The 20,496-nt window shown below is 34.4% G+C and carries 21 protein-coding genes; 3 read left to right on the top strand and 18 right to left on the bottom strand.

Annotated elements, in window-relative coordinates; all coding sequences use genetic code 11:
- Window positions 1-78 precede the first annotated feature (78 nt).
- Complete coding sequence (locus AC4BC7_RS02935; RefSeq protein ID WP_207940408.1) at window positions 79-1,683, top strand: PucR family transcriptional regulator; 1,605 nt, start codon at window positions 79-81, stop codon at window positions 1,681-1,683.
- Between the two features lie 106 nt (window positions 1,684-1,789).
- Here AC4BC7_RS02935 and lpdA read toward each other — a convergent pair whose 3' ends face one another.
- Genes lpdA through AC4BC7_RS02885 form a run of 10 tightly spaced genes read right to left on the bottom strand, consistent with a single transcriptional unit; the run spans window position 1,790 to window position 11,805 of the window.
- Window positions 1,790-3,181 carry a dihydrolipoyl dehydrogenase gene (gene lpdA, locus AC4BC7_RS02930; RefSeq protein WP_490503797.1) on the bottom strand — a complete coding sequence of 464 codons (1,392 nt, stop codon included), beginning with the start codon at window positions 3,179-3,181 and terminating at the stop codon, window positions 1,790-1,792.
- Between the two features lie 17 nt (window positions 3,182-3,198).
- The gene (locus tag AC4BC7_RS02925; protein ID WP_490503796.1) at window positions 3,199-4,428 is read right to left on the bottom strand and encodes a dihydrolipoamide acetyltransferase family protein; all 1,230 of its coding nucleotides are present in this window, start codon (window positions 4,426-4,428) and stop codon (window positions 3,199-3,201) included.
- Between the two features lie 11 nt (window positions 4,429-4,439).
- Window positions 4,440-5,423: an alpha-ketoacid dehydrogenase subunit beta gene (locus AC4BC7_RS02920; protein ID WP_490503795.1), complete on the bottom strand. Its 984-nt coding sequence runs from the start codon at window positions 5,421-5,423 to the stop codon at window positions 4,440-4,442.
- A 13-nt stretch (window positions 5,424-5,436) separates the two neighbouring features.
- Window positions 5,437-6,426: a thiamine pyrophosphate-dependent dehydrogenase E1 component subunit alpha gene (locus tag AC4BC7_RS02915; protein ID WP_207940404.1), complete on the bottom strand. Its 990-nt coding sequence runs from the start codon at window positions 6,424-6,426 to the stop codon at window positions 5,437-5,439.
- 35 nt (window positions 6,427-6,461) lie between these two features.
- On the bottom strand, window positions 6,462-6,734 hold the full coding sequence (locus AC4BC7_RS02910; protein ID WP_207940403.1) for a PTS sugar transporter subunit IIB: 273 nt from the start codon (window positions 6,732-6,734) through the stop codon (window positions 6,462-6,464).
- 13 nt (window positions 6,735-6,747) lie between these two features.
- A complete protein-coding gene (locus AC4BC7_RS02905; RefSeq protein WP_207940402.1) occupies window positions 6,748-7,497 on the bottom strand; it encodes an SDR family oxidoreductase in 750 nt (249 codons plus the stop codon).
- 13 nt (window positions 7,498-7,510) lie between these two features.
- Entirely contained in the window at window positions 7,511-7,789 is a 279-nt protein-coding gene (locus tag AC4BC7_RS02900; protein ID WP_207940401.1) for a PTS sugar transporter subunit IIB, read from the bottom strand.
- 28 nt (window positions 7,790-7,817) lie between these two features.
- A complete protein-coding gene (locus tag AC4BC7_RS02895; RefSeq protein ID WP_207940400.1) occupies window positions 7,818-9,182 on the bottom strand; it encodes a PTS galactitol transporter subunit IIC in 1,365 nt (454 codons plus the stop codon).
- A gap of 15 nt (window positions 9,183-9,197) precedes the next feature.
- Window positions 9,198-9,662, bottom strand: coding sequence for a PTS sugar transporter subunit IIA (locus AC4BC7_RS02890; protein ID WP_207940399.1), 465 nt, complete (start codon window positions 9,660-9,662; stop codon window positions 9,198-9,200).
- Window positions 9,640-11,805, bottom strand: a complete 2,166-nt coding sequence (locus tag AC4BC7_RS02885; RefSeq protein ID WP_339076144.1) for a BglG family transcription antiterminator — start codon at window positions 11,803-11,805, stop codon at window positions 9,640-9,642. The genes AC4BC7_RS02890 and AC4BC7_RS02885 overlap by 23 nt, the downstream gene beginning before the upstream one ends.
- A 186-nt stretch (window positions 11,806-11,991) precedes the next feature.
- Here AC4BC7_RS02885 and AC4BC7_RS02880 point away from each other — a divergent pair, with 186 nt between their 5' ends.
- Window positions 11,992-13,020, top strand: coding sequence for a zinc-binding dehydrogenase (locus tag AC4BC7_RS02880; protein WP_490503794.1), 1,029 nt, complete (start codon window positions 11,992-11,994; stop codon window positions 13,018-13,020).
- Between the two features lie 137 nt (window positions 13,021-13,157).
- Here AC4BC7_RS02880 and AC4BC7_RS02875 read toward each other — a convergent pair whose 3' ends face one another.
- Entirely contained in the window at window positions 13,158-13,850 is a 693-nt protein-coding gene (locus AC4BC7_RS02875; RefSeq protein WP_490503793.1) for a MerR family DNA-binding transcriptional regulator, read from the bottom strand.
- Between the two features lie 149 nt (window positions 13,851-13,999).
- On the opposite strand from AC4BC7_RS02875, the gene AC4BC7_RS02870 reads away from it, so the two are divergent.
- Complete coding sequence (locus tag AC4BC7_RS02870; protein ID WP_490503791.1) at window positions 14,000-14,743, top strand: DUF8817 family protein; 744 nt, start codon at window positions 14,000-14,002, stop codon at window positions 14,741-14,743.
- A gap of 96 nt (window positions 14,744-14,839) precedes the next feature.
- Here AC4BC7_RS02870 and AC4BC7_RS02865 read toward each other — a convergent pair whose 3' ends face one another.
- The 7 genes from AC4BC7_RS02865 to rpiB all read right to left on the bottom strand — a co-directional run bounded on the left by AC4BC7_RS02865 (window position 14,840) and on the right by rpiB (window position 20,464).
- Window positions 14,840-15,538, bottom strand: coding sequence for an HAD family hydrolase (locus AC4BC7_RS02865; RefSeq protein WP_207940394.1), 699 nt, complete (start codon window positions 15,536-15,538; stop codon window positions 14,840-14,842).
- Window positions 15,539-15,719: 181 nt separating this feature from the next.
- Complete coding sequence (locus tag AC4BC7_RS02860; RefSeq protein WP_490503790.1) at window positions 15,720-16,610, bottom strand: PTS fructose transporter subunit IIC; 891 nt, start codon at window positions 16,608-16,610, stop codon at window positions 15,720-15,722.
- A 35-nt stretch (window positions 16,611-16,645) separates the two neighbouring features.
- A complete protein-coding gene (locus tag AC4BC7_RS02855; RefSeq protein ID WP_490503789.1) occupies window positions 16,646-16,834 on the bottom strand; it encodes a hypothetical protein in 189 nt (62 codons plus the stop codon).
- Between the two features lies 1 nt (window position 16,835).
- Window positions 16,836-17,150 carry a PTS fructose transporter subunit IIB gene (locus AC4BC7_RS02850; RefSeq protein WP_207940392.1) on the bottom strand — a complete coding sequence of 105 codons (315 nt, stop codon included), beginning with the start codon at window positions 17,148-17,150 and terminating at the stop codon, window positions 16,836-16,838.
- Between the two features lies 1 nt (window position 17,151).
- Complete coding sequence (locus AC4BC7_RS02845) at window positions 17,152-19,095, bottom strand: BglG family transcription antiterminator (RefSeq protein WP_490503788.1); 1,944 nt, start codon at window positions 19,093-19,095, stop codon at window positions 17,152-17,154.
- A 130-nt stretch (window positions 19,096-19,225) separates the two neighbouring features.
- Window positions 19,226-19,936 carry an HAD family hydrolase gene (locus AC4BC7_RS02840; protein WP_207940390.1) on the bottom strand — a complete coding sequence of 237 codons (711 nt, stop codon included), beginning with the start codon at window positions 19,934-19,936 and terminating at the stop codon, window positions 19,226-19,228.
- A 96-nt stretch (window positions 19,937-20,032) separates the two neighbouring features.
- Entirely contained in the window at window positions 20,033-20,464 is a 432-nt protein-coding gene (gene rpiB, locus AC4BC7_RS02835) for a ribose 5-phosphate isomerase B (protein ID WP_490503787.1), read from the bottom strand.
- Window positions 20,465-20,496: the final 32 nt, after the last annotated feature.

Raw genomic sequence — 20,496 nt, 5'->3', positions numbered from 1 at the left:
ATTTTAATTATGCTAAGATTTAAACAAAAAATATTTTGATATTAAGTCTTGTTGACTTTGTATAATGGAGGGTTTTCCTTGACTACTTTAAAAGAAATTCTAGCTATTCCAAGATTTAGCGAATTGAGTCTTCTTAATAATCACGCCAATTTGGACCGCCCGTTGGATACAGTGGAAGTCTTCGAAACACCCGATATGCATAGATTCATTCAAAAAAATACCCTATTGATTACAACAGGTATGGTTTATCAAAATCAACCTGAAAAATTATGCGAACTAATTAGTACATTATCGGAATTACCTGCAACTGGATTAGCAATTAAATTAGGTCGCTTTGTAGAAACACTTGATTCACAAGTCCTTGATTTAGCAGATCAATTAGAATTTCCTCTCATCCAAATCCCTATCCATATGACGCTTGGAGATATTTCTCAAAAATTATTGGGCTATATTTGGGATGAACAAACGGAGCAAATTTTTTATTCTTTAGAAATTCAACAACATTTTCTTCAATTACTCGTTCGAAATGTACCCCTAGAAAAACTTTTAGATGAATTGAGTGTTATGCTAAAACAGTCTATGCTACTTGTTGACCCATTAGGAGATATTCGGTATTCAAATCTTCAGTATTCTACTTTTGATTTATTTTCTGAAGATGGACAAAAATTTTTATCACTCTTAAAAAGATTGCAAAAGGAAAAACAGGAAAAACAATTTTTATTCACTTTCGAACAAGAAGAAAAATTGGTTAGTGTTTTGCCAATAGAAACAGAACGTTATTTTCCCTATGTATTGGTGCTTTTTGAAACAGATCCACTGCCGTATCCTTTTTCTAAATTTGCGATTAAGCAAGCACTCAATGTTTTATCACTAGCTGTTCACAAAGAATTGGCATTACAAACACAACAACAAACGGAAAGAAAAACAGTTCTTCAATATTTTTTAACACAATCAGATGCAAAAAATGATGACTGGGTAGAATACAAAAAACATTTTCCTAAATTAACCTCTGCTTATTATCGAATTGTGACAATGGAAGCGACTATCTCTTCAAAAAAGTATTTTCACAAACAAAGTATATTATTGTTAATTGAGGATTATTTGCTTAAAAAAATGAAAGACATGCACCAATCTATTTTATTATTTCCAACTAATGAACCTACACAATGGATTTTACTTTTACAAGAAAAAGTCGATTTTTTACCCCTCTTAGAAGAAATCCATCATTTTGTGGTTGATTATTTAAAAACAGATACTCACTTTGGGATTGGTGATCCGGTTAATGATATTGATCTTATTAGTTTTTCGCATAAAGAAAGTCTTTATGCTTTAAAAGAAAATAATGGTGATACTTATCTCTCATTTAATAAAATTAAAAGTATCAAATATATTGCTAAAAATACGCCAGAAGATGATATACAATATTTTTGCCTTTCTGTCTTGAAACATCTCGCGTATCCTAAGAATGAAAGTGACATAGACTTGCGTCAAACTTTAAAAACTTATCTGGACAATCAATGCGAAATCACAAAAACTGCCGAAAAATTATTTGTGCATCGGAATACAGTTAAATATCGCATAAAAAAATGTGAAGCGATTTTTCATGCACCTATCCATTCAGAAGAACTCTCGCTGCAATTGCGTGTGGCACTTTATCTGTCTGAAATGAAACAACATATTTAAGGATGATCTGGTTACCAACTAATGCTAATTACATTAAAAAAGTGCATTCTTTGTATGAGAACGCACTTTTTTCCAGTTATGATAATTTTCACTTTATGACTATTTTTTACATATGAATGGGTAAACCTAAGCCTATCTCGGACACATCCATAATTGTTTCTGAAAGAGTTGGATGTCCATGGATGGTTAATGCAATATCTTCCAAGGTCAAGCAAGATTCGATTGCCAAAGTGAGTTCTGCAATCAAATCGCTAGCACCTACACCAACTATTTGTCCGCCCATAACCAATCCTGTTTCTTTTTCAAAAATTAAGCGCACAAATCCTTCAGTTGCATTTAGTGACAAGGCTCGGCCATTCGCTTTCATAGGAAAGACAGCCCTACTAACTTGTTTGCCAGCCGCTTTAGCTTCTGCTAAAGTCCAACCTACGCTTGCAACTTCTGGGTCGGTAAAACAAATTGCTGGAATGACTCGATAATCTTTAGCGACATTTTTACCACAGATCACTTCAGCAGCAACTTTCGCCTCGTAACTAGCTTTGTGTGCTAGCGCTGGTCCTTCAATAACATCTCCTATAGCATAAATATGCGATTGTTTAGTCTGATACTGATTATTGACTGGAATTAGACCTATATCATTTACTGCAAGACCAGCTTTATCTAATCCAAGATTGGCTGTATTGGCACGACGACCAACTGTGACCATCACATAATCTGCAGACACATGATTTTTTTGATTATTGACTGTATAATGTACGTTTACTTGTGAACCATCGTCAATCGCTGATTGAGCGATCGCATTAGTCACCACTTTAATTCCTTTTTTCTTGAAGGATGTTTCGACAACTTGAATCAAATCCTTTTCATAAGTTGGTAATAGCTGTGATGAACCTTCTAGAATTGTTACATCTGCACCTAAATTGGCATATGCGCCTCCTAGCTCTGAACCAATAACTCCACCACCGATAATCACCAATTTTTTTGGTACTTCTTTTAAAGAAAGACCTCCTGTTGAATCAATTATTCGTCCACCAAAGGAAAAACCAGGTATCTCAATTGGTTGACTACCAGTAGCAATAATCGCTTGTTGAAAATCGATGACTTCTTCTTGTTCATTCGTGCTTACAGACACTTGTTTTGGTGAAATAAATTTTGCCATCCCTTCAATAATTTTCACATTATTTTTTTGCAACAACATTCGGATTCCTGAAGTCAACACACGTACAACTTTTTCATCTTTCCATTTTTGTGTTGTTGCAAAATCCAATTCAGTCTGACTATTTTTAATGCCCAAATAAGTAGCGTGTAAGGACTCTTGGTAAATATGTCCAGCATGAATCAAAGCTTTAGATGGGATACAACCAACATTTAAGCAAACGCCACCAATGTGTTTTCCTTCCACGATTGTAACTTGTTGCCCCAGTTGCGCTGCCCGAATTGCGGCTACATATCCACCAGGTCCAGAACCAATGACCAATGTTTCTGTTTTCTTTCCCATTTTTTGACCTCACTTTTCTATAACAATAAGCCTAGTGGATTTTCAAGAAGTGTAACAATCTGACTTAGGAAAGCCGCAGCAGGAGCTCCGTCGATGACTCGATGATCGAACGACAAATTCAGGTTGATCTTGGATTGATTGCTTATTTCTCCACTAGTTGCATCTTGAACTAACTGTTCATACATACCGCCTATTCCTAAAATTGCCACTTCTGGTGCATTGATGATAGGATTGAAGGTTTTAACTTTGCTTCGTCCCAATGAACTAATTGTGAAAGTTCCACCTCTCATCTCTGATGGAGATAGTTGGTTGTTACGAGCTTTTGTTGTCTTTTCTTTAACTGCTTTTGTTAATTCACTTAACCCCATTTGATCCGCCTGCTTGATGACAGGAACAACGAGCCCCTCTTCAATTGCCACTGCGATCCCTAAATTCACATGTTTATGGAATTGGATACCTTCTTCTAAACCATGAGCATTGAAGATTGGATAAGTTTTTAAAGCAATCATTGCTGCTCTAGCAATGATTTCTAAATACGACAGACGTTCATTCACTTGTTCTTCAATCATTGGCAACAGCTGTCTGCGTATTTCAATGGATTGTGTCATGTCTACTTCCGCTGTCATCGTTACATGTGGAATTGTTGATTTGCTAGCCACCATCCGATTAGCAATTATTTGACGCATACTACTCCAAGGAACTAATTCCCCTTCGACAACTGTAACTTCCGCAGCGGATGTCATGGTCGTTCTATCTGGTATCTGATATTTTTTAACATCTAGCGCTTGAATCCGCCCGTTCGGACCAGTTCCATGAATTACTGCTAAGTCCAATTTTTTTTCACGAGCCATTCGTCTAGCGGCTGGAGTCGCTCTTACATTTTTATGGTGATCTGAGTCTACAGTTGATTCTGAAGTTAATTCTTCTGATTGTTCTTTTATCTCTTCAGTTAATGTCACTTGTGATGGCGCTATTTGTTGTCCTGGCATATCTTCAGGAACTTCTTCACCAGCTTCTCCAATATAAGCAATAACTGCATTGACAGATGCACTCTCTCCATCTTCTATATAACGTTTTAACAAAATACCTTCTTCGTAAGCTTCGACTTCGATAGCAATTTTATCAGTCATCACTTCAAAAATTGCTTCACCAATCTCAACAGGTTCTCCCACATTTTTCAACCAGACAGTGATTGTTCCTTCAGACATAGTTGAACTTAATTTCGGCATTAAGACTTCGTGTGCCATTCTTTCTCCTCCTAATTATGCGACATTAAGTTACGGCAAGCCTCTACAATGTTTTCAACTTGTGGTACTGCTTTTTTCTCTAACTCAGGATGATAAGGCATTGGGATTTCTGCACCAGCCAACCGTACAAGTGGGGCGTCTAGGAAATCAAATGATTCATTTTCGACAATTACACTAGCTAGTTCAGCACTAAAACCACTACGTTTAACTGCTTCAGTTACAATGACTGCCTTACCGGTTTTAATTACCGATTGAATAATTGTCTCTTTATCCAATGGTACCAATGTTCGTGGATCCACAACCTCAATATTAATGTCCTCTTTAGATAAAACTTCGGCTGCCTCCAAAGCTTTATGTACCATAATTCCAGTTGCAATTACTGTAATGTCGGTACCAACTTTTTTGATATCAGCAACTCCGATTGGAATCACGTATTTACCTTCTGGAACATCACTCATTGTTCGGTAACACAATTTGTGTTCATAAAACATCACAGGATTGTCATCTATAATTGCAGCATGTAAGAGACCTTTAGCATCATAAGCTGTTGCTGGTTGAATGACTTTCAATCCAGGAATGTGAGCTGTCCAGTTTTCTAAACTTTGAGAATGTTGAGCGGCAGCTCCAGTACCTGAACCACCTGGAGTCCGCATTACTAAAGGAATTTTTGCTTTTCCTCCATACATATAACGGATTTTAGCTGCTTGATTAACAATTTGATCTAGAGCAATTGTAATAAAATCTGAAAATTGAAGTTCAAAAATTGGACGCATGCCCGTCATAGCAGCTCCCACAGCTGTGCCAGCGATGGCTGATTCAGAGATTGGTGTTGAACGTATGCGTTCTTCTCCAAATTCTTCAACCATACCACGACTAACACCAAATGCTCCCCCATAAACTCCGATATCTTCGCCTAACATAAATACTTCTTCATTTTCACGCATTGCTTCAGAAAGAGCTTCTCTTACTGCATCTGCATACGTAATTTCTCTCATATCGTTGTTCCTCCTACTCTGCGTATACGTCTTCGTACATGGTTTCAACAGCTACTACTGGACTTTTTTCACCAAATTTCACTGCATCCTCAATTGCTTGTTTCGCTTTTTTTCGAATTTCGTCTGCTTCTTCTTCGGTAAATACACCGGCTGCAATAAACCTATCTTTCGCTCGACGAATTGGGTCCTTTTCTTTGCGCCAATTCTCTTCTTCTTCTTTTGTACGATATTTCTTCGCATCTGATTTCGAATGCCCTTTCCAACGATAGGTCAAAGCTTCAATTAAAGTTGGGCCTTCTCCTCGACGGGCTTTTTCAACTGCTTGATGGGTCGTCTCTATAACGCTCATCAAATCATTACCGTCAATGGTCACTCCTTCGATTCCGTAGGCTTGCGCACGATCTGACAACTGCTTGACACGAGTCATCTTTTTCACAGAACCACTCATGCCATATTGATTATTTTCAATAAAGAAAATCACTGGTAGATCCCAGATAGCTGCCAAATTAACAGCCTCATGGAAACTCCCTTCGTTCGTTGAACCATCACCAGCATAAGCCAAAGCAACTCGATTCCAGCCTTTCATTTTAGCAGTTAATCCAGCTCCAACAGCAATTGGAAATCCACCACCCACAATCCCATTGGCACCTAAATTACCAGTATCAAGATCAGCAATATGCATCGAACCACCTTTTCCTTTATTGGTGCCTGTAGTTCGTCCAAATAATTCAGCCATCATTGCATTGACATCTGTTCCTTTGGCTATCGTCTGTCCGTGACCGCGATGTGTGGCAGTAATCCAATCAGTTTTTCGAAGAACTGCGCCACTACCAGCAGCGGTAGCTTCTTGACCAACTGCTAAATGAGTTGTTCCATGAATTAGCCCTTGTGCAAACAATTGATCTACTTTTTCATCAAAAAAACGGATTTCCCACATCACCCTATAAATGTTCTTCAAATCTTCATCTGTTAAGCCAGCACTATTTGGTATTGAAATTGTCATTTGTTCTCCTTCTCTCTTTTATAAATCAGTAAATTTTAAAGAGCTTCAATCAAACTGTCACAACAGTTTTCTCTGCCGAAACTTGTAATAAATGGTGTACCGTCAATCACAGGAACATTCGGTTGAATGCTTAACTGTCCAATTGATACCACAGCATCTATTTCTGGTTCAATAGTCGTAACCTCATAAATACTTTTCCCAATCACAGCCACTTCCAAGCCTTTTTCTGTTAAGTAATGTTGAATGAACTCAACAGCAGCTTTTCTTTTATTGTCTGAAGTGCCTGATGCTACTAAAATCGTTTTCATTATATCTCTCCTTTTAATACGTTCTTCCACCGTCAGCTAAGATAATCTGCCCATGAATATAACTGCTTTCTGGGCTTGCTAAAAAGACCGCAAGATTAGCAATATCTTCTGGTTGACCGATACGATTGATGGGAATCTTCTTAAGTAATTCTTTTCTACTTTCTTCATTAGGATATAAATGATCCAATATTTCTGTTTGAATCACACGAGGAGCAATTGCATTGACATTAACCCCTTTTGGTCCCAATTCTTTAGATACAGTTCGCATTAATCCATGTTGACCAGCTTTGGAAGAAGCGTAATGAGCGCCTCCTCCAGTTCCCGTAATTGCTGATCCAGATGTGATAAAGATAATTTTCCCCTTATTTGTTAAAAAATCTTCGTAAAATGCTTTCAATGTATAAAAAGAGCCATGAAGATTGATTTTGATTACACGCTCCCACTCATCTATACTAATTTCATCAATCGTACGAAGATAACTAATTCCAGCATTAATGATTAGCACATCAATTCGTGAGAAGCGCTCAATCACTTGATTTCTAACATTTATCAAATCTTCTGCGTTCGAGACATCTGCTTTGACAAAAAATGAGGAAACGTGATATTTCCGACTAATTTCCTCAGCAGTTTCTTCACCTGCTTGTTCATTAAAATCCACAATTACTGGATTATATCCCTGTTTTGCAAAAGTAACAGCAATTGATTTCCCTATACCCTTAGCCGAACCAGTGATAACGACCACTTGATTTTTATCGTCTTGCACACCTGTCACATCCTTATTTTAGAATTTCAACAATTTTTTGAACATCCTCTTCAATCCCAATACCTGTTAGGAAAGACAATGCACGAATAACAGGAATGCTGTCACTTTCATAAGAAGTTGTTGTTACCACTAGATCAGCATTTCCAACTTTTGAAGGTAATTCTGAAACTTTGCATTGTTCTACTGTTGCTGGAATATTATTTTTCGCTAATTCTTCTTGAACTCTCATGCTAACCACTGTTGATGTAGCTACTCCTGTACCGCATGCAATTAAAATGTGTTTTTTATTCATATAAACCGTCTCCTGTCATCTAATGTTTTTATTCTTTGGTTTCAAATTGTTTTTTGATATCATTACGTGTCCAGAACCATAGACCTCCATAAAGTAGCAACGCAATTACACCTGCTGCAAAGGCAGGAACATTACTTGGATCAATCAATTTCAGCATAATCCATAATGTAATATGTGAACTCATATCAATACCTGAAATCATTGTTGCACCTTCTGGAAAAGCAAAACCAACAGCATGTGCCAATGTGGTTGTTAAGGCGCCTAAGTTTGTTGCAATAAAGAACACAATACAAAGAGAAACAATCGCATTAAGTAGTCCACGGAAAATATTCCCTTTTGAAGCTGCGACTGACCAAATAACGGTAAATGGTAAAACAGCTAAATCAGCAAATGGCAACAAACGATTAAACGGTAAGATAGCTGCTAATAAAATAGTAATCGGTACCATAAGTAGTGCTACTGTAATGATTGCCGGATGAGCAGTTACTACAGCTGCATCTAAACCGATATAAACTTTTTTTCCTGGGAATCGTTTTTGAATGAACGATTTCGCTGCATCTGCAATTGGAGATAACCCTTCCATTAACAGAGCTACCATTCTTGGCATCAAAATCATAACTGCTGACATTTGAATACCTAACTGAATAATTTCTTTTGAATCATAGCCCGCAAGAAAACCCATTCCTAAACCTAAAACTAAACCAATCATCATAGGTTCCCCAAAAAGTCCTAATTTATCTTTCAATGTTCCAGCATTGATATTAATTTTATTGATACCTGGAATTTTATCCCAAATTTTATTTAACGCATAAGTAATTGGTGCAAAGTTAACCGTCTCACCATGTGGTAGTGAAATTCCTGGTAAGCCGAAAAACTTTTCAACTGCTGGGGCAGTCCAGTCAGCAAGTTTGAAAACAACATATGCATTTACTAATGTTGCAACAATGGCAATCACGATAGAATCTGTCGCATAGTAGACCATCGCACCTGGAAAAATTAAATGCCAGTAATTCCATAAATCAACATCCATTGTTTTGGTTTGATTCAAGCTCAATAAGATAATATTGAAAATAAAGATAATTGGAATTAAAATTACAGCAATTGGTGTCGCAAATGTGATTGCCGCTGCAATTGGCCAACCAACATCTAAAATATCTAAAGACAAACCTAGACGTTCAATCATTGCTTGTGATGCAGTACCTATAGAATCGGAAAGTAATCCAATAACCAAATTTAACCCAGTAAATCCAATCCCTACTGTCAAACCTGCGCGAAATGACTTACTAATCGATTGACCTAAAATCAATCCAAAAATTGTAAGAATCAATGGCAACATTGCTGCTGCTCCTAAGTCCAACACATAGTTGACAGCACCTTTAATTATTTCTAACATACGTTTTTCCTCCTTTTAAATGATTGTGCCTAATAATTTTTCTATTTCTTCTATTTTTTCTCCTTTTTTTAATAACATTAATTTTTCTGAGTCTTGGCAAAGAGCAATGAGTTTTTGTAACATAAACACTTGATTTTCAGGTTTTTTAATTGCAAGCATAAAAACAATCTCAACATTCACATATTCGTTATTAGTAGCCATAATTTCAAACTCTACTGGAGTTTCTAGCACCCCTACCAAAAACCCCTCTGTTTCTACATGAACACAATCCGTATGCGGAATTGCAATATGAATTCCTCCTGTGGGTAAGCCTGTGGGAAATTCTCTTTCACGTTCGATTACTGCATCTTGATAACTTTCTTTGACAAATTTCTTTTGAATCAACACTGTACTCATCTGTTTCAGTAATTGTTCTTGATTGGTTTCATCAAAAACGTAATATAGATATTTTTTTGTTTCATCGTTTAATATTTTTTTCATAAGTCAACCCCATCACTTTATTTTCCATTTTTCTCATTTCTAATAGCATGCCACTTTCTGTCTTTTGCTGATCCATCCTAAAAAGAAAATCTTCATTCGCTAGGATTTCAGTAAAGTAATATAAACACTTACCTATTGATGTTTCTTCTGGAATACTAAAAGCAATGATATATTGCACTGGATCATTTTCCGGATGTCCAAAATGAACAGCTTCTTTTAACTTTATAAAACTTGCGCCAATTTTAATTGCACCATCAGAAGCATCTGCATGTGGAATTGCTACTCCAGGTGAAATCACAATGTAGGAACCGTTCTCTTCAATGACTTTTATCATACCTTCAATATATCGTTCTTCAATCAATTCACTTTTTAGTAATAGTTTACCTGCTTCGCTAATTGCTTCTCGCCAGTCATTCACTTCTACTTTAAATGCAATACGTTCCATCGAAAGCAAATCAGATAAACGTTTCACTTCAGTTTCCTCCAGCTCTAATTGAGTAATTGATGGAGAATACAATGCTTCAATATCTTTCAAAAATTCGTCCTGTTCTTCTTTTTCTACGTACTTATCCATAAGAGAAAGTAACGTTTGAAACATATCTCGGCTTTGATGACTGATTTCTTGGTCAATAATTTCTCTTGGTTTGATTTGATAAATCGCTTTTTGAATTTTAATAATGTCTTTTTCCATTAAAATTGGATTAATTAAAACAACTGGTGAATAAGAAAATTGGAGAGGTACTGTCGTAATAATTAAATCTTGATTTGTGGGATTATTTTTTCTTAACATATGCGTTGAATCAATTGAAATGATGTCAATATTTGGAAAAGTTGCTGTCAACTTAGCTTTAATCAATTGTGCCGTCCCACGTCCTGAGTTACAGACAACTCTGACTTTCAACGATTTATTCTTTGTGGCAACATCATTTGTTTCAAATATTGCCATTATATACATGACAACAAAAGAGATTTCATCAAGGGTTAATGATGCCTGCAAATAGTCTTCAATTTTCTGTAAATACTTTTTCACTAATGGAAAAATCGCAGAATATGATTGATAAATTTCATCGAATAAGACATTTCGAACATTGATATTTGCTTTAACGCGATAAATCAATAATTTTAGATGATTTTCAAGTAAATCAAATAGTTCACTGTTCAAGTAATACTTGATATTCAATTCTTTCGAAATATTGAAAATAAATTCAGTGATCATAATTTGCATTTCAATCGAATCAATTTTTCGACCATTATTTTTGATATAGCTTTTACTGCGCAAAATAGAAACAAGTGATGCAATTTCTTTATCTGAAATTTTCTGATTATATTTAAGTTCTAATTCTTTTGCTAAACTCAAAGCAAAATTGTATTTAGAACTTGACTTCACATCAACACCATCTTCTAGCGTTTGGATGGAAAAGCCTAGTTGTAGTCTTTCAATCATAATCAGCAAATAACAAACAACTTCTTGATAGGCAAAGTCAGAAAGTTGCACTTGATGTTGTTTTTCAACCTCCAATAATAGCTTACCAATTTCTTGATAACGCGCTTTTTTATCAATAATGTCTAATAATAAGTTCTGAAAAATATTATCTTCAAATCCCATTGCATAATCATATTCTTGGTCAAACAAACCATTTGATATAATCAGTTTCATCATTGCTGCTCTAATGCCTTTCTCGTCGCCAATCACTTTGTACCCTTTTCCAGTGAATGAACTTAAAGATAATTGATTTTGTTCAAACCATTTTTTTAACTCTTCAATATCACTAACTAAGGTGTTACGACTAACTAAAACATATTCCGATAGATAATACGTGGTGATATAATCGCTACTTGTCACTAAAATTAAAGCTAAAATCGTCCGTCGTTCATTTTGACATAAACGATAGTTCTGAAAATTAGAATACGCTTTCAAAACTGATTTCAAATCAATTTCTTCCGCCATTCTTAGGAATCCTGTTTCATCAATAATTAATTTAGTTGCATGCTTTTTCTCTAAATAAAAATTGATTTCTTTGATATCATTTCGAATTGTTTGTTCTGAAACGTTAAATAGTTCTGCATATCTTTGTAAGGTTTCACTTTTTGCTCTAAGTATATCTAATAAAATTTTATTGATTCTTCTATTCAATGCAACCACCTCTACATTTCTAATTATCGCTATATTCATATTTTTCACAAGACCAATCATTTTGATATCGCTTTCAAAAGAATTGTGATAGTGAAAAGATACCTGTCATGCTAAACTAACTACTATAATTCAATACAACCTCTAATACAAGAAAAAATAACAATAAGAACTTATGAAATAGAAAGGAACTTAATTATGAAAGCTTTACGTAAATTAGCGGAAGGCTACAACCAAATGGCTTTAGTTGAGGTAAATGAAGTCTTTCCATCGGATGGTGAGCTGAAGCTTCGAGTTATCTATACAGGGATTTGCGGTTCTGACATCCATGGTTTTAAAGGAGAGTATAACAAAAAAATCCCTTTAACATTAGGTCATGAATTTGTTGGGGAAGTAGTTGATATAGGACATTCTTCTTCATTATATAAAGTAGGAGATATTGTCGTTAGCGAAACAACTTTTGAAACTTGTGAAAAATGCAGCTATTGCAATGAACAGGAATATAATCTTTGTTCTGATCGAAAGGGTCTTGGCACACAGGTAGACGGTAGCTTTGCCGATTTTGTTCTTGTAAAAGAAAAACGATGCCATCTTATTCCTAAAGAGATTGACAACAAGATAGCTGCAATGTTGGAGCCACTTGCATGTTGTATTCATGCCGTCAAAGAAAAGACAATAATCTCTCCTAACGAAAAAATTGTTGTATTTGGACCTGGTCCAATAGGTATTCTTCTTGCCACAGTGTTAGTTTCACTAAATATTGAGGTTTTATTAGTAGGAACAGCGAGAGATGAAAAACGATTAGCTTTGGCTAAAGAATTAGGTATTGCTCACACGCTGATTGTGCAAAAGGATGATGTTGAAGCGTTCGTTCAGACTTGGACGAACGGAATCGGTGCAGATCAAATTTTTGAATGTTCAGGGAGTATTCATGCTGTTCATCAAGCGATGCAAATTATTAAAAAGAAAGGAACGATTATTCAAGAAGGACTTTTCGCTACCACAATGAATGAGATTAATATGGATGATTTAATTCATAAAGAAATCTGCTATGTTGGTTCACGCACGCAAAAACCCAGCTCTTGGAAATCAGCAATCCAATGGCTAGTAGATACAAATATGGATTTGTCTCCTATTGTAACTGCCATCCTTCCACTTGATGAATGGGAAGCTGCGTTTCGTTTAGCTATGAATGGCGAAGAATTAAAAATACTGATGAAACCTTAATCGATACATCCTGTCAGCGATTATGCTGATGTTCATCAATTGATACACATCAATATAAAATAAGTTCAATCTTCTTTCATTACAAAGATTGAGCTTATTTTGTCTTCTTCCCAGCAATCGTATCCCACAAACAAGCTTTACCTTGATAAAGTATCCAATAACTTATGGAATGCAGCAATCCCTTTAAATTGATTCAAAAGAACACGGTTGACTTCTTCTAAAGCTTTGTTTGCTATTTCTCTTGTTTGCGTGATATTATTTTTTTCTACCTCTTCCAGTACTGCTCGTACAGTATTTAAAGAAAAGACTGTACGTTGAACGGTTCGGATGATGTAAATTTTTCTAATATCGTTAATAGTGAATTGGCGAAAATTACTATCAGAGTTTCTCTTAGCGTTGATCAGTCCTTCTTTTTCCCAGTGACGGATAGCCGATGTTGAAACTCCTGCTTCTTTAGCCACTTCACCAATTGAAAAGACTGTTTTATTTTTATATTTTGGAATAGAAGCTAATACGTCAGGTTCGAGAATTTCAATCGTATATTCGATTCTCTCTTTTTCAGAATACAATGTGACTTGTTTTTTATTAATTTCCCAGATAGCCGAAATAATATCGCCAGAAATCACCATCGGAAAAATAGTTTTTATGAAATCTGTGCCAAAACCAGGCATCATTTCTCTAATACACGTGAAGTATGATTGATGAATCGTGGTATAAATACGATAGCCATTATTTTGACGCTCTACTTTCGGAATAATTCCCCATGATTCATAGTGTCTCAAAGCACTCGTACTAATATTTAATTGTTTTGCAATGTCAGTTCCTCTCAAAGTGATTCCTCCTTTGCTAAATTATAAATAAACTTTAAAGTACATGACAGCTTTATGTTTACTAAATGCTTATTATAATGGATTCCTTATTAAAAACCTTAGCATTTGCATGAATTTGCTAAACTATATTTAGAATGGAGGAATTTATTATGAGTCAAATTAAAATTCAAAAAGTTGTCCCAGCATTACCCGCTGTAAATCTCAAAGAAACAATCGCATTCTACAAGAATTTAGGCTTTACCAATATCTATGAGAACAATATACGTTCAAACGGATATGCAGTGATGGTAAATGATTATTTGGAATTTCATATCTATACGTATAAGAAATTAGAAATTCCTACTCCGACAAATACGTATCTTTATCAAGTAAACAATGTCGATGCGTTGCACACAATGTTAGCGACACAATATAAGGAAGCAGTAGGAAAAAAACTTCCACGAACAGGACTACCTAGAATGGGCGTACCAAAAAGTCTAAATTTTGATAGAAGATTTAGTTTAACGGATATGAATGGCAATAATTTCATTTTTTTGGAGGTATTTGAACAAAAGAATGAGCATCATATAAAAACACGATTTGAAAAATTATATTGGGAAAGCAATACGCTCGCCTATTCTCACGAGAGTCCTATTGAAGCGAAAAAAATGTTAGAAACTGCAATAAAAAGACATAATTTGCAAAACGAACAACCTTCCATCATATTTCAAGCTTATGTACTTCTTGTCGACTGTTCCTTTCTTTTAGGAAACATTGAGAAAGCTAAGATTTATTACCAAGAAGCAACTAATTGGTTAGAAAAAGTCACAGCTCCTACAGATGAATATTTTGCAGACGCCATAATTCAATATGAAAAATATTCAAGTTTGCAAGAAATAAACGAAGTTAGTTAAAGAAATGATTGATGGTATTAAATAAAGAACTTCCGGTTAGCTGTTTTAAACACAGTTAATCGGAAGTTCTTTAGTCATCGATCATAGATGCTTAACTCACAAAATTTCTTTCAACAAATCTAGCAACGATTCTTTTTCTGTTACAATATAATCTGGAATAATTGTTCCAACAGGTTGTGGATGTTGTCGTCGATTACTCCAAATTGTTTTCCAGCCTACCGCTTTTGCCCCTACCATATCATTTTGAAAAGAATCTCCAACATAATACGTTTTTTCTTTATTTAAGTTCAGCTTTTCTTCCACCAAGTGAAAAATTTTCGGATCAGGTTTAGCTAATTCAACAATGGAAGAAATAAATATCTGTTCTTTTGGAATCCATTTTTCCAAATTTAACTGTTGGATTTTTCTTTTTTGATGTTCTTTTGGCCCATTAGTAATGATTCCTAAGGTTATTCCTTTTTCTAAACAAAAATCCAAGGCATTTTTCATATCTGGCGTAAGTTCAATTTTCTGTTGATATTCTTGATATGTTTTTTGAAAACTATCTGCTTGGCTATCAGTAATTTCATGACTGTAATAAGCTAACGCCTTACCGATGCGATATCTATGCATTTTGGTCATACTCATTTCGCCATTTTCCGTTAAATGAAAAACTTCATCGCTGTATTTCCGGCTTAAAACATATAACTTTTCAACTGACACATTGGGAAAATTAAAATGTTCTTGATACGCTTGCTTGAATGGTTCTAACTGATCATACAATGTATCGTCTACATCAAATAAGATTGCTGTCATAACGAACTCCTTTATAATTAAGTCTGAAGAAGAGAAGATTTCTTATTATTCATAATAAATCAGTTTTCTCTTCTTGAAAAGAATAATTTGTTGCAACAAATGATTGAGATAACTCAGAAATCTTTTGTTTGCATTCAAAAAATTTTAAGACATTCCTCTAATTATCGCTACTAATTATAGTTTATTCTACGCTTTTGACCTGTTCTTCTTGTTCTAATTGTTCTTTATTGTATACTCGTAATCTATAGAAGAACATTAATGTACAAACAATTAATACACCAACCGCTAAAGCAATTAGAAATCCCCAAACATTTTCGATTAACGGCCACATATAAAAGCCATAAATCCCTCCTGGAAATACTGAAGCACCTAGTGAAAAGCCAATTGCTCCTGCTACAGCCGTACCAATCATGCTTATTGGAATAATTACTGGATATAAGATGATGAACGGTAATACTGCTTCTGAAATTCCTAAAAATCCTAATATTAAACAAGAAAGAGCACCTTGCTTTAATTGGGGATCGAAAATTTCTTTTTTCGTAAAAATTCTTGCAAAATAAGGAGACAATCCTAAACCTATCGGAGCGACAAGAGCACCCAGAACCAATGCTATATACGAATATCCTGTATCAAAATATAATTGTTTTCCTATAGTACCAGCCATTTTATTTACTGGACCACCAAAATCAAAGGCACGAGCTGCACCCAATCCGGCAGAAAGTAATGCGCCACCTTCTGTACCAATCGAAGTGATTAACCATTGACTGAGACTGGAAAACCCAATACCGATATAGGCAATAACAAATTTACTTGCCAATAAAACGATAATTGAGCCTAAAAGCGGAAGTAAAAATAACGTTTTTACACCAATATATTTTCGATTAATTTTAATGGATTTATTAAGCCATAAAATACTATAACCTGCCACATATCCTGCTAAAATCGCGCCAAGAAAACCTGTTACCATTTGAACAACTAACAATCCACCTAAGAATCCCGGAGCTAATCCTGGTCTATCAGCAATACCGAAAGAAATATATCCAGCGAATACAGGATACATAATAGTAAACATTAATGAGCCTGCATTATAACACCACGTAATAAAATCTAATATAGGACTTCCTTGTGCAGCCAAAACTTCTTCTGTAAAAACACTAACATCAAAAAAACTGAGCCTAATAAAGATGTGACTCCCATAGTTACACCAGCAATAATAATTAAAGGCATCATATAAGAAATACCTGTCATTAAATTCTTTTGCAACTCTTTAAGAATAGGTTTTAATTTGGCCCCCATATCAATTTCTTCCTTCAAAATATTCATCTAAAATACGATCAATTTTTCCAATCGCATCTTGTAAAGATACTTCAATGATTTTATCTTCAAAACCTTCAAACCGCTCTTCTTCACGAATGGTGACAGCGGCAGTAAAAATAATTAAATCTGCACTTTCAATATCTGCTTTAGTAAGTTTATTTTCTATCCCAATAGATCCTTGCGTTTCCATTTTAACGATACCATTACGCTTTTTTACAGCGTTCTCAACTGAATCTGCTGCCATATAGGTATGTGCAATCCCAGTTGGACATGCAGAAATTCCGATAACCTTCATTTTAACTCCTCCTATTTTGAAAAAAATTAACAATTGAGTCTAATTCCATGAACTGACTCAATTTTTGTTTCGAATTAGCAATTTCAATAATTATGGTTAATATATTTTTAGCTTGGTGTAAGTCTTTTTCATTCATACAAAGCAAAAAAATTAATTTTGCTTTGCCATTCCCCCATTCTATAGGGGTTGTATTACGAATAATTAATATTTGTGTTTTTTTCACTAATTTTGGTGATGGATGGGGAACTGCTATGCCATTAACAAACGCTGTCGAACTAATCTGTTCACGTTTCATTAAGTTTTCATACGTATTCCCTATTGTCAACTCATGTTTTTCGGTTTCTGTTGCTAGAAAGAGTAATACTTCTTCTTTAGTTAAGAAATTACTTGTTTCATATAACAATGCTCCCTCTAAAAAATGCCTTCCAATAGACTTAGAAGAATTTCCTGACAATAATTTTTGTTCAGATTGTAATAAAGATTTGGAATAATAGTTTTTTATTTGAGATAAATCTTCATCAGAAATAAATGGCGATACGTAGAAAACAGGGACAGTGTCAATTTTGACTTTAACTGTTGAAACAATAAAATCAATCCTTGATAAATCAATATCTTTAGCCTCTTCCAATGAACTAACTTCCATAATGTCTAGCGGAGGTAAGTAACGCCGAATTTTTAAAGCTAACAATTGAGAGGATGCTACGCCATTTAAACAAATAATTAGCACACGTTTTATCCGATGATTTTTTTCAATTGAAACTTGAAAATGAATCGTTAAAAATGCAATTTCATCGTCAGGTATCACTAATCCCATAGATGTTTGAAGGTCACTTACAACCAATGCAACAAGATGAAAAATAATGGGATAATCTTTTTTGATTGTCTCCAACATCGGATTTTTAAAATGAATTTTCCGTTTGACTCTATATAGCATTGGCTCAACATGAGCAAGTAATTGTTTATTTAAAACGTCATCTTGGCTAAAATCAATAGAGCTAACATCACTCATTCTAACAATAAGTTGTTGAACGATTTCTTTCACTTGTTTCTGATATACCTGCTTATTATCAGAAACATTTATTCCATAACCAATGAACAGATGATTCATATAAAATATATCTGCTTCAGTAAATATGATAGATAATTTTTCTCCTACCAAGTTCAAATATTCTTTCATTGCAGCGTAAGATTCCAACTGTAAAACTAATGTTGAATTCATAAAAGTATCTTCAACATGATGCTCTTGTTGGATTCTATGAATCATCACGACCAATTTAGTGAGCAATTCTCGGTAATAGATAACATTAAATTGTGATATATTCAGCTCTAGTACGTCATTTAACATGTCCATACAACTATTGACTGCTCTCTCACCAAATGATTGCTTTAAAAATTGGATATGATTATCCGATGAAACATAAGATTCACTTGTATTTTTAGATCTTTCAAAGATTAGCTTTGTATAACTAAATTGAAGTTGAGATTCTGAACCAGTAACATAACTACCTTGTGAACCAGAGTAAAAGGTACATCCTGCTTTATCTGAGAAGAATAATTTTATTTTTTCAAACAATTGGGCAACAGAGGAATTACTGATATAATACGTTGCAGCCAATGATTCATACGTGACTTTTTTCCCTTTTAACAGCGTTTCAATATTTTCCAAAAATCGGCTTTCAACTTCAGTAATTTCAAAACTAGTCGCTTCATAATCAATAAGTTCTTGAATTCTACATGTATCTTTATAATTGATAGTCACTTTGATCCCTTTCCCCTGTTTTTTAAGTAGTGGAATTTGATTCGTGATTAAAAACTGCTCAACTATTTTTAAATCATTGAATACCGTTCTTCTTGAAATGTTGAGTCTTTCAGCAATTTGATTTACTGCTTCATAATCTTTATTAGCACACAATATTTTGAGTAATTTTATTTGTCTAGAATTCATATTTTTACTCCTTAAAAAGAAAACGTTTCCTATTACTAATATAACTACTAGCTATATAAATAAACACCACATTTGATTGCATCAACATAGTGCAAACAATTTGCATAGATCGAATCAAATGAAGTGTTTTTTACTTATATACAAGTCTTTGAACAACAGATAATAATTCATCGGGCGAATGTACAATATAATCGGATAAAGATTCTTTTTCTTCTCTATACCCTCGATAGTTCACCCAAATCGTATGCCATCCTACTGATTTTGGTCCTACAATATCATTTTGATAATTATCACCTATATAATAAAAATGTTGCTTATTTATTGGAAAATCTAATTTTTTCTCAAATTGTTCAAAAATAAATTTTTCCGGCTTAGAAATCCCTACCTTTTCAGAAATAAACATGCGATTTTGTGGGAACCATTTATCCAAATTCAACATAGTGATTTTTTTAGATTGCTTTTTTATCGTACCGTTAGTAATAATTCCGATAATTTGCTGTTCATTCACCAATAAATCTAAAAGTTCTTCCATTTTTGGAAATAATTGAATCTCATTTTGATAATCTTCAAAGTCCAATTGAAATTGAATGGCTTGTTCTTCTGTAATTTGAATATTGTAATCTTGTAGTGCACGCTGAATGCGAAATATTTGCATCGCTTTCAATTTCTTCTTATCAAAGCCTTCTGAAAAAGCTTCATCTCCGTATTCTTTCATTAATTGATAAAGAGCAGGAATATTCAATTGTTTTTCATTAATAACTAAATTATTCAATGCTCTTCCAAATGCGTGTTGTTGATCGTACATTGTATCATCAATATCAAAAACGAATATTTTTTTCATTGCTTCTTCTCCTTGTCATTTTTAATAAATTTACCTGGAGGAAGCTCAAGATAATACTGAACTTTCTCCAGGTAATCAAACAAACTATTTACTTTATTAATTTTCAATCATGTCAATTCGATTTTGATGACGTTTCCCTTGAAACGTTGCATCCAACCATGCATCCACAATCATTTGAGCTAGACCGTCGCCTGTTACACGTTGGCCTAAGCAAATAATGTTGGCATTGTTGTGTTCTTTTGTTGCCTTCGCTGAAAATACATCGCCAACAACTGCAGCTCGAATACCTTTGTTTCGGTTAGCAGCAATGCTCATGCCAATTCCTGTTCCACAAATCAAAATACCGCAATCGACTGCTTCTGTTAAAATAGCATTTGCAACTTTTTGTGCATAATTTGGATAGTCTACACTAACCATAGCGGCAGTCGTACCAAAGTCTTCATAATCTATATCCCTTTCAGATAAATGTGCTTTGAGAAGCTCTTTTAATTCAAATCCTCCATGATCCGAAGCAATTGCAATTTTCATTATCTGTCTCCTTAATTAATAGTAGCGAAGGC

This window comes from Enterococcus sp. AMC1623 (genome assembly GCF_058216495.1).
The sequence above is the reverse complement of the archived record's forward strand: the minus strand, read 5'-3'. Positions and strand labels throughout refer to the sequence as shown.

What these genes read in the sequence shown, in the direction of transcription:
- AC4BC7_RS02880 (WP_490503794.1), top strand. Translation starts at nt 11,992, where the DNA reads ATGAAAGCTTTACGTAAATTAGCGGAAGGCTACAACCAAATGGCTTTA.
- AC4BC7_RS02920 (WP_490503795.1), bottom strand. Translation starts at nt 5,423, where the DNA reads ATGAGAGAAATTACGTATGCAGATGCAGTAAGAGAAGCTCTTTCTGAA.
- AC4BC7_RS02860 (WP_490503790.1), bottom strand. Translation starts at nt 16,610, where the DNA reads ATGTTTACTATTATGTATCCTGTATTCGCTGGATATATTTCTTTCGGT.
- AC4BC7_RS02870 (WP_490503791.1), top strand. Translation starts at nt 14,000, where the DNA reads ATGAGTCAAATTAAAATTCAAAAAGTTGTCCCAGCATTACCCGCTGTA.
- AC4BC7_RS02840 (WP_207940390.1), bottom strand. Translation starts at nt 19,936, where the DNA reads ATGAAAAAAATATTCGTTTTTGATATTGATGATACAATGTACGATCAA.
- AC4BC7_RS02855 (WP_490503789.1), bottom strand. Translation starts at nt 16,834, where the DNA reads ATGGGGGCCAAATTAAAACCTATTCTTAAAGAGTTGCAAAAGAATTTA.
- AC4BC7_RS02850 (WP_207940392.1), bottom strand. Translation starts at nt 17,150, where the DNA reads ATGAAGGTTATCGGAATTTCTGCATGTCCAACTGGGATTGCACATACC.
- AC4BC7_RS02845 (WP_490503788.1), bottom strand. Translation starts at nt 19,095, where the DNA reads ATGAATTCTAGACAAATAAAATTACTCAAAATATTGTGTGCTAATAAA.
- AC4BC7_RS02910 (WP_207940403.1), bottom strand. Translation starts at nt 6,734, where the DNA reads ATGAAAACGATTTTAGTAGCATCAGGCACTTCAGACAATAAAAGAAAA.
- rpiB (WP_490503787.1), bottom strand. Translation starts at nt 20,464, where the DNA reads ATGAAAATTGCAATTGCTTCGGATCATGGAGGATTTGAATTAAAAGAG.
- AC4BC7_RS02865 (WP_207940394.1), bottom strand. Translation starts at nt 15,538, where the DNA reads ATGACAGCAATCTTATTTGATGTAGACGATACATTGTATGATCAGTTA.
- lpdA (WP_490503797.1), bottom strand. Translation starts at nt 3,181, where the DNA reads ATGGGAAAGAAAACAGAAACATTGGTCATTGGTTCTGGACCTGGTGGA.
- AC4BC7_RS02915 (WP_207940404.1), bottom strand. Translation starts at nt 6,426, where the DNA reads ATGACAATTTCAATACCAAATAGTGCTGGCTTAACAGATGAAGATTTG.
- AC4BC7_RS02890 (WP_207940399.1), bottom strand. Translation starts at nt 9,662, where the DNA reads ATGAAAAAAATATTAAACGATGAAACAAAAAAATATCTATATTACGTT.
- AC4BC7_RS02895 (WP_207940400.1), bottom strand. Translation starts at nt 9,182, where the DNA reads ATGTTAGAAATAATTAAAGGTGCTGTCAACTATGTGTTGGACTTAGGA.
- AC4BC7_RS02925 (WP_490503796.1), bottom strand. Translation starts at nt 4,428, where the DNA reads ATGGCACACGAAGTCTTAATGCCGAAATTAAGTTCAACTATGTCTGAA.
- AC4BC7_RS02900 (WP_207940401.1), bottom strand. Translation starts at nt 7,789, where the DNA reads ATGAATAAAAAACACATTTTAATTGCATGCGGTACAGGAGTAGCTACA.